General features: G+C 38.9%; 6 protein-coding genes. 4 read left to right on the forward strand and 2 right to left on the reverse strand.

Annotated elements, in window-relative coordinates:
• A partial coding sequence (locus tag AC1DSB_RS09940; protein ID WP_477586627.1) for a hypothetical protein occupies positions 1–334 on the reverse strand: 334 nt, incomplete at its 3' end.
• A 467-nt stretch (positions 335–801) separates the two neighbouring features.
• On the opposite strand from AC1DSB_RS09940, the gene AC1DSB_RS09945 reads away from it, so the two are divergent.
• Positions 802–1272, forward strand: coding sequence for a helix-turn-helix domain-containing protein (locus AC1DSB_RS09945; protein WP_477531437.1), 471 nt, complete (start codon positions 802–804; stop codon positions 1270–1272).
• 18 nt (positions 1273–1290) lie between these two features.
• Here AC1DSB_RS09945 and AC1DSB_RS09950 read toward each other — a convergent pair whose 3' ends face one another.
• Positions 1291–1713, reverse strand: a complete 423-nt coding sequence (locus AC1DSB_RS09950; RefSeq protein WP_477531436.1) for a hypothetical protein — start codon at positions 1711–1713, stop codon at positions 1291–1293.
• 821 nt (positions 1714–2534) lie between these two features.
• Between AC1DSB_RS09950 and AC1DSB_RS09955 the strand changes: the two genes are divergently transcribed.
• The 3 genes from AC1DSB_RS09955 to AC1DSB_RS09965 all read left to right on the forward strand — a co-directional run bounded on the left by AC1DSB_RS09955 (position 2535) and on the right by AC1DSB_RS09965 (position 8615).
• Positions 2535–5699: a discoidin domain-containing protein gene (locus tag AC1DSB_RS09955; RefSeq protein WP_477531435.1), complete on the forward strand. Its 3165-nt coding sequence runs from the start codon at positions 2535–2537 to the stop codon at positions 5697–5699.
• A 226-nt stretch (positions 5700–5925) separates the two neighbouring features.
• Entirely contained in the window at positions 5926–7011 is a 1086-nt protein-coding gene (locus tag AC1DSB_RS09960; RefSeq protein ID WP_477586629.1) for a HupE/UreJ family protein, read from the forward strand.
• A gap of 407 nt (positions 7012–7418) precedes the next feature.
• The gene (locus tag AC1DSB_RS09965; protein ID WP_477586631.1) at positions 7419–8615 is read left to right on the forward strand and encodes an FAD-dependent monooxygenase; all 1197 of its coding nucleotides are present in this window, start codon (positions 7419–7421) and stop codon (positions 8613–8615) included.
• The last annotated feature ends 122 nt before the right edge of the window (positions 8616–8737 follow it).

The following is an 8737-nucleotide window of genomic DNA, read 5'->3' on the forward strand; positions in this document are numbered from 1 at the left end:
GTTTTTGTTTATACTTCGTCTTTTTGTTTTGGAAAGATTTTTCCAATATTATCGGCTGCTCTATCTCCACAATCAAGCGCACCTTTTCATCCGGCTTATACGGTTTAGCTAAGCCGTCTTTTTTCAAATTCTTGTATCCAAGCCTATCAGCTGCTTCTTCAGCAGCTTGGTTTTGTTCATCTTGGAAAATTTGCAGTCCTTGCTTCGCAATCTCCTCTATATTTGGAGAGGAAACCGAATTATTCTGTGGCCCTTCCGCAAACACTGTTGTCGTTAACAACATCGCAGCCAAAGTCGTCGTTGCAAATACCTTGTRCGGAAATTTTCTTCTCATTTTTTACCCTTCCCCCTTTTTTTCAATGAAACAAAAAATACTTACTTCTCAATTTTTTAATAGTGTTAAAATTAAGAATATTTCAATATAATTGTATTATTCGCCTAATAGGAAGTAAATGGGGGTAATTAGTTAGGAATAAATAGGGATTTACTTATGAAATTTTAATTAAATTATGWAAAATAATTATTTTCACTAGATAAAAGCGCCTCTAAAACTTACTTCTTCTTACAAATAATATATTGATAGAGCATTTTCTTCATATTAATTATCCCAAATACTAGTTTTCCAAATGGGTTAGTCGGATTAAAGTATTGTTCCTCCTAGCTTTCTAGCCCTTATGTGAAAAACTGACATCTGATATATCTATTTCTTCTAAAAATGTTACATGTAAATAAGAATAAAGGAGGTTGATGGTACATGGATGAAGGATTAAAATTATTAAACTGTATCGTGAACGAGCTGGTTTGACTCAAGCACAACTGGGAAAAGGGATTTGTTCTGTCACTCATGTAAGTAAAATTGAACGTGGACTAACCCAATGTTCAAAAGAAATTATCAATCTTATTTGTGAGCGACTTAACATCGATTTACAAAAAGAATTAGAACAATATGATAGATTGAAAAAGAAGCTGAATGAATGGCTTGAAGTAATGGTCAAACAACAGATGGCAGATATAGAACTTCTCAAACAAGAAATCGAAGACAACACTTTTGTCCATATATCAGAAGCACATCATTTTTATCGCATCCTAGTAGCACGCTATTTCTTAATAAAAGGGGATGTGGAAAAAGGAAAAGACATTTTAAAGAGCTGTCAAGCTCATAGGAATGAGTTGGATCGTTATGAAAAAAATTTGTTGGAACATACATTGGGAATCTATTACCTTACTTTAAATAAAAGTAAAGAAGCAATTCATCATCTGTTTAACGAATAATATACTTGTAATTTACCTTTATTTACTTACCGTTTCGGCGGGAGTAACCCCTTCATTTTGAAAATAAGTTGTTATTATTTTAGTAATAAACCAGTTTGTTCTATAGGGCTCTGGATTCATTTCTACAGTAATAAGCTTATGTCCTCTGCCGAAATTTTCATATGAAGTTAGTAAATCATATGAAATTGTATATTGTAACTTTGTATCACTTATTTTATTTACTTTTACAAAATGAACGTTAGCAACCCACGGACTTGATTGTCCAGTCACCCAACCTTTTTCTTCGAACTGTTTCTGTGTAAGTTTTTGAAGAGATGGTGATAGCACAGCATATTGAACAGCACCACTTCGATTTTCTACACCCAATATCCATAATTCCGCAGCTTGTTTGGGGGTTCTAGGTTGCAATCCGTAAATAAATGAATTTAATTGACTCTCCAAATCTTGTCACCTTTCGAACATGCTTTTCTAATAAGATATGTTTCAAATGACTTTTAAGTCAGAGATAAATTGGAACAGGCTCCTTTAATGGAGAGGACTTTTTTCATTTCCTCTTCTAATTCGGACGAAGGGGTCAAACTGAAGAAATATAAAAAAGAAGGTATTGTAATTGTGAATAAGATTAATTTGAAGGAAAAGTAGCCGTCTACTTTCCTTTTTTTTATGAGTTTTTTAAACTCAGTTTATCTCAATTCAGCTTCTCTCCTCAATCAAGTAGCTAAGTAAATCTTTTATTTTTTGCAGCCAGGAAAATAAAATCCACCAGCAGCTATTTATGTGTTTTTGTCTAATTTTTCATAAAAACAATAATAATTTACAAGATATTTACAGAAAATCAATAATAATTGTGTATTATTTTTTTATACATAGGTAATTTGTGTGAGTGTATTATATTTTATGCTGTTTTGAGTTGGCGTCTATGTATTCCCCCTATTCTGGGAGGTTTCAAAATATCGGCGTACCAGGATTAAAGCATCGTTTCAGTTTAATGAGAACAGTAGAAGGAGAAAATCAAGGTTCCAATATTGGAAACGAAAGGGGGATTTCCGTGACGAAAAATTTCCTCTCATCCCGATCGATCTGAGGATGCCCACCATCCTTGTAAAGAGGGGCGACTTTCTCCATCACAATGGAGTCGTCGACATGATCGATATAATCAATGAGTTCCGCATCAAAGTTTCGCTACGGTTTTGTTTTTTACTCAATTTTACAAGATTTTTGAACAGACTCTTAAAATACTTAAAATATGGAGGTTTTCTGTAATGAAAAGAATTTTATCCATTACCCTCGTATTAACGATGATATTCGTTATGTTATCGACCACCACAGACGCATCGGACGCCAATATCGTCAAAATCGACAATATGCAGCCGGTTTACGGTCAAACGATCACCGCCGATGCAGTCATGGATCATGGTTCAATGAGCAAAAATCTAACATTTCAATGGCAAGTACAGGAATCACGTATAAGCGATCAATATATTAATGTGAAATCGGGTGGTACATCCAAAAGCTACACCGTAACGTTAAATGATATTGGTAAAAAATTGCGCGTTGTAGTTGGTTTACCATCAAATGGTGACAGAAAAACTTCATTGCCCACGAACGCAGTATTAAATGCCAATCCCCTTATTGCATCGATGAAATTCGATAATAATTTAAAGGACGATGCAAATCAAGAGAAATTGGAAGGGAAAGGAAATTATAGTTATGTAGACGGTGTATTACCCGGGACCAAAGCTCTGCACTTAGAAAGCGGAGACGGCAATTATGTCGGTACAACGCATAGCTTGAATTTTGGTAATGACAGTTATACAACATCCTTCTGGTATAAGGGTGACACTAACAATAATCAGGTAATATTATCAAACAAAGATTTTACTAAGAGCTCTAATGAAGGATGGGCGATTTATTCATCAGCCAATTCGGTCAATATGAATTTAGGATTCCCGACCACATCAGTAAAATTTGGGCGCGACACGTTTAATGCTTCCGATTGGCGTTACGTGACATTTGTTGTAGACAGAGATAAAATGCTCGGATCGTTGTATATTGATGGTTACAAAATGACTGAAACTTCGCTGGGGATCGGAACTTTAGATACATCGAACCCATTAAATATAGGTAGCGACGGATTGGGCAAACATGGCGATAATTCATTCGATATAGCTGATCTGAATGTTTGGAAAGGTGCATTTAGCAGTGATGTAGTCCAAGCTAATTATAATAGTTACGCTGTAAACAAAGTAGATATGAACGCACTTAACGACACAATATCAGAAGCAAGTACACTAATAGCAGACGGTCTCGGCAACGGCTTCAGCCAAACCGATTTTGATCATTTGAAAAAGGTTTTGAATACGGCAACTTCGGTTGCAACAACGAAAAAAGTAAAATTATATACACAGGAAACCATTAATTATTACGAACGTGAACTAAACAACGCCCTATTCATCTATCAAAAAAGCAATAAAACATTAACTCCTGCCGGTTTAAATATGATTATAGACAGCGACCCGGAAATCAGTTCTAATCCCGCAAAAATAGCGCAAATTGAAAAAGGCTACAGAACAGAACTGAGACTATTCCCACAGGCCGACGTACTTTTTATTCCTGGCGACGTTACCGGCGGTAACAATGCCAATGAATATGTATGGATGAAAAATCTGACAGACATTCATACTAAACTTACAAATGAGGGTTTGTTAAAAAATACGAAGTTTTATATGGTAAGAGGCAACCATGATATGGGCGGAGCCGAACAATTTATTCCTGTCGGTTCGGCGGGCGCGTGGAACGAGTCAACGAATTCATACGATAACAATTTCTTTAACGATTCTTATAGGGTAAAGGTAAAAGGATATAATTTTGTAGGTTTTGACGGAAATTATAACAACGAAAAAACGGTGGGAAAAGCCACCAATTTCCTCGACCAAATTAGAAAAGAAGAGGATTACGATCCAACCAAACCCATATTTGTATCTTCTCACTACCCTATAAGCGGAACTGTGTGGGGATCGGCTTGGAGCAGCGCGGCAAGTAATAATGTAGGTAAATATATTGCCAACAATAATTTTTCGCAGGTGGTATATATGTCAGGTCATACGCAATACGACCCGACCGACGAACGTTCTCACTATCAAGGTGCGGCTACGTATCTCGACAGTGGTGCGAGTTCATATTCCAGTTATATTGATAACGGTCCGTACGGCGGATATATAGAAGGCTCGTATATTAACTATAAAACCACACCTCGCATCGTGAATTTCGTAGAGGTTTACGATTCAAAAATGATCATCAAACAGTATAACTTAAGTACAGATGAATATGTAGGCATACCTTCTGTAAAAGTCGTTGGCGAAGGCAAAGAGGCCTTTACCTATAGCAGGAGCGATATAAGAGAACTCATAGCTCCGCAGTTTGAAGAGGGTATTACGGTCGATTCCTACAAAAACAACGAACTTGCTTTTACAATAAAGCAAGCAAATGACAATGTGCGCGTTTTGGAATACAATATTCAGCTTATCAACAAGCTCACCGGGAAAGTGGACAAATCGTTTAACAGCCTTTCACTGCCGCTAGACAAACCATTCGATGAACACAGACAGTATAAGTTTACAGATTTGTCGCCGACTACTCCATATATACTCAGGGTATTTGCCGACGATTCCATGTATAACCGTTCGTCGCAGGACATTGACATTGAGGCTCAAAGTGTTAATTTAAACAGCATCACTGCGCCTGCTGACATAACAGGGTTGACAATCGGAACGGCGAAGACAGCGGACGCCCTTGGAGTGCCAAAGACAGTATCCTTGGATACTGATGCAGGCAGGGGAGAAGCCAATGTGACATGGAATGTAGATGCTTCAAACTATGATCCCACTGTAAAGACTGCACAAACCTTCGCTGTCAATGGAACTGTAACTTTGCCAACTGGGGTGAAAAATCCCAATAACGTCCCTTTGACAACAAGCATTAAAGTAACGGTTAATAAGATCACTCAGTCTGAAATGACGGCAACGGCGACAAGTCAGGAAACGATTGGTGAAAATAATTCAGCATCCATGGCGATTGACGGAAATTCACAAACTTTTTGGCATACAAAGTGGGATAAATCTGATGTTCTCCCTCAATCGATCACCTTAAATCTTGGAGGAACTTACCCAATCGATAAGGTCGCGTATTTACCAAGGCCATCAGGCAGCAACGGAAATATTACAGGATATAACGTATATGTAAGTACAGATGGAGTGACCTTTACTAAAGTTGCAAGCGGAACTTGGGCAAACGACAATGCGGAGAAAGTAGCAACTTTTGATCCGACAGATGCATCATATGTCAAGCTCGAAGCAACGGCGGGTGTTAACGGCTGGGCAGCGGCCGCGGAGATTAGCGTCCTTGAAACAGAAACTGTAAAGAATTAGCTTCTAACTTTAAGAGGATTTATTGAACGCTGGACACGGTGAATTAAGGAAAGACCATTACAAGTGAGGATTGGCACATGGTTAAAGATGCAGATATCAATCATAACGACAAGATTAATTTTGCAGATTTAGTTTGGATCGCCAATAAAATTTTGCAATAGCACCAGATAATAAGGAGAGAAAAGTAAATCTTTTCTCTCCACTTTCTATGAAATGAGGTCCCATTATGATTCGACGTTCATTCCTGTCATTGTTTATCATCTTATTATTTTTTGGAACTGCCACAACTTCGCTTGCGCATTCCATAAATATGAATTACTCGGATTTAAACATTGAAGGGAACGAGATTCTCTATGATCTTTTTATTGAACAAACAGACTTGTTTCCACAATTCGGTACTGACTTGGATAATCTGGTGAACGATGAACTGGCCTCGCAAAAAATCGAATCCTATCTACAGAAAGGTCTTCGCATAGATGCGGATTCGAAGCCCTTAACGATGGAATTAGTTTCGATGAACATGGCGCAAAAGGGTGCCGTAAGAGGCATGGAAATTCAACTGACGTTTATCGCCGATGAAGAAATTGAACAATTTAATCTTCATTACGATCTGGTGTTTGACGATGCGCCTGCTCATACGAGTGTACTCATGGTCCATGCAGGGGAATATTTTCAGCAGGATATGATTGATAGCACTAATAGAGATATTCTGATCAACCTTCCCCAGGACTATCCCCAAGACCAACCCCAGGACCAACCCCAGCCTGAAACTGGATCCGTCCTATGGAAATACTTTGTACTTGGAATCGAACACATTTTGACCGGGTACGATCATTTGCTGTTTTTGTTATCCTTAGTATTAATCGCATCTCGCTTCAAGGATGCGTTGAAAATTGTTACTGCTTTTACAATCGGCCACAGCATAACACTAATCTTGGTGGCCACCGASCGTATTCAGGTCAGTTCGCATTGGGTCGAAGCCTTGATTGCCCTGACGATCTGTTATGTGGCAGTAGAAAATATGTTTGTTCAAAAGGCGAAATGGCGGTGGCTATTGACGGCCTTATTTGGCCTGATTCACGGCATGGGCTTCGCCGGGGCTTTGGCCGAAACGGGACTTCCAAAGAGCAATCTGATTGGCTCACTCCTGACGTTTAATTTAGGTGTGGAAGCGGGCCAGATCATGTTCCTATGCCTATTACTTCCCTTCTTGCTATGGCTGCGAAGGTTCCCATGGTATCGTAAAATGATGATCTCAACGTCTTGCCTTATTTTTGTGCTGGCATTTTATTGGTTGATTCAAAGATTGTAATTAGGCCATTTATTGATCAATACGAGAGTTAGCGGTATTTTTGCTAGCTCTTTTTTTAATTGCGTGTCTAACCAAGTCGGCACGACTATCTGGTATAGTCCGGTCGAGGTAAGAGCCTAGTGGATGCTCTTCTTTTGTGGGTAATTTTTTAATAAAAGATGTTCTCGATATGGAACCATTATATTTAATGATAAGTATGTCACTCCTATTCATTACATCAAGGAGTGAATATAGAAAAGCGAAAAAAGAATGAACTTGTTCAACTAACGGGGCAGGATAGTTGAACATTAGTCTCAGCTTTTAAAATTAAATTCCTATTATTTTATTGTCCTAAATAAGTGAAATCGTCCATAAATATACTGTGGGTATGTTAAGACTTTAATTAGGATAGGAGTGAGTAGGCAATAATGAAACAAACGATGCGCGTTCTTATTTCTGGTGCAAGCATTGCCGGTCCGGCACTCGCTTACTGGCTTCATCGTCATGGATTCAACGTGACTGTAATTGAACGTGCTCCAGCATTGCGCGCGGGTGGATTCGGGGTTGATATCCGTGGTGCAGCCATTTCCGTGCTTAAGGGGATGGGTATACTCGATCAAGTTCGTGCAGCTGACACGAACATGACTGGTGTTTACTTTGTGAACAGCAATTGCAAGATACAAGGTCAAATAAGCGAAGCAAGTATGGGGAACCAGCATGGTCTGGACATCGAAGTCATGCGAGACGATCTAAGTAACATTTTGTACGATTTAACCAAGGATACTGTTGATTACATTTGGGGCGATTCGATTACCGCTATAAATGAGACTGGAGCTGGTGTAGAAGTTCAATTTATTCATGGCAAGCCACAGACATTTGACCTTGTCGTCGGTGCAGACGGGCTTCATTCTAATGTTCGCACCTTAACTTTTGGAGATGAAGCACAGTTTAAACGGACGCTTGGCTGTTATATCTCGATTTTCACTCTCGAGAATTACCTCAACCTCGACCATCGCCAACTGTTATATACGATACCAGGCAAAACTGTAGGTATGTATAGCGCTCGTGACAATACCGAAGCAAGGGGTATGTTCTTGTTCCAATCAGAGGCATTGAAGTACGACCGCAATGATACAGAATCTCAWAAGAAACTAGTAGAAAATGTCTTCTTAGGCGATTCAGGTTGGGAAACCTCGCATCTACTCAAAACCATGAAAGATGCGACAGACTTTTATTTTGACGAGGTTTGCCAGATTCACATGCCGACATGGTCAAAAGGGCGGATTACATTGGTAGGTGATGCGGCGTATGGTCCATCTCCTCTATCAGGTCAAGGATCTAGCCTGGCGCTTGTCGGGGCTTATGTATTAGCTGGTGAACTTAAAGCTGCAGATGGTGATTTCGCCCGTGCATTTGTAGCCTACGAACAAAAAATGAGAAAGTTTGTTGAGAAAAATCAAAAAATAGGACTAATGGCTGCCGGGAGTATGATTGAAAAATCAAACTTCAAAATCTTTTTACGCAATTTAATGTTGCACATACCCCCGATTATGATCGTACAATTTAAGATGATTTCAAAAATGATAGCCAAAGCTGCTAACGGGATCGAGCTGAAAGATTATTGATATGGATTTATTGGTTGGAGGGTTACTACCAACAAGTGACACGATCAAAACGCTGTCTATTTTCAGTAACCATATAAAATCCGAACAAATTTCTGTTTAGCCAGCTAAGCGCAAACATGCCC

The organism is Paenisporosarcina sp. P4_E4_2 (genome assembly GCF_056401595.1).

Excerpts from the sequence above, each read along its gene's own strand:
- AC1DSB_RS09955 (WP_477531435.1), top strand. The coding sequence starts at position 2,535 with ATGAAAAGAATTTTATCCATTACCCTCGTATTAACGATGATATTCGTT.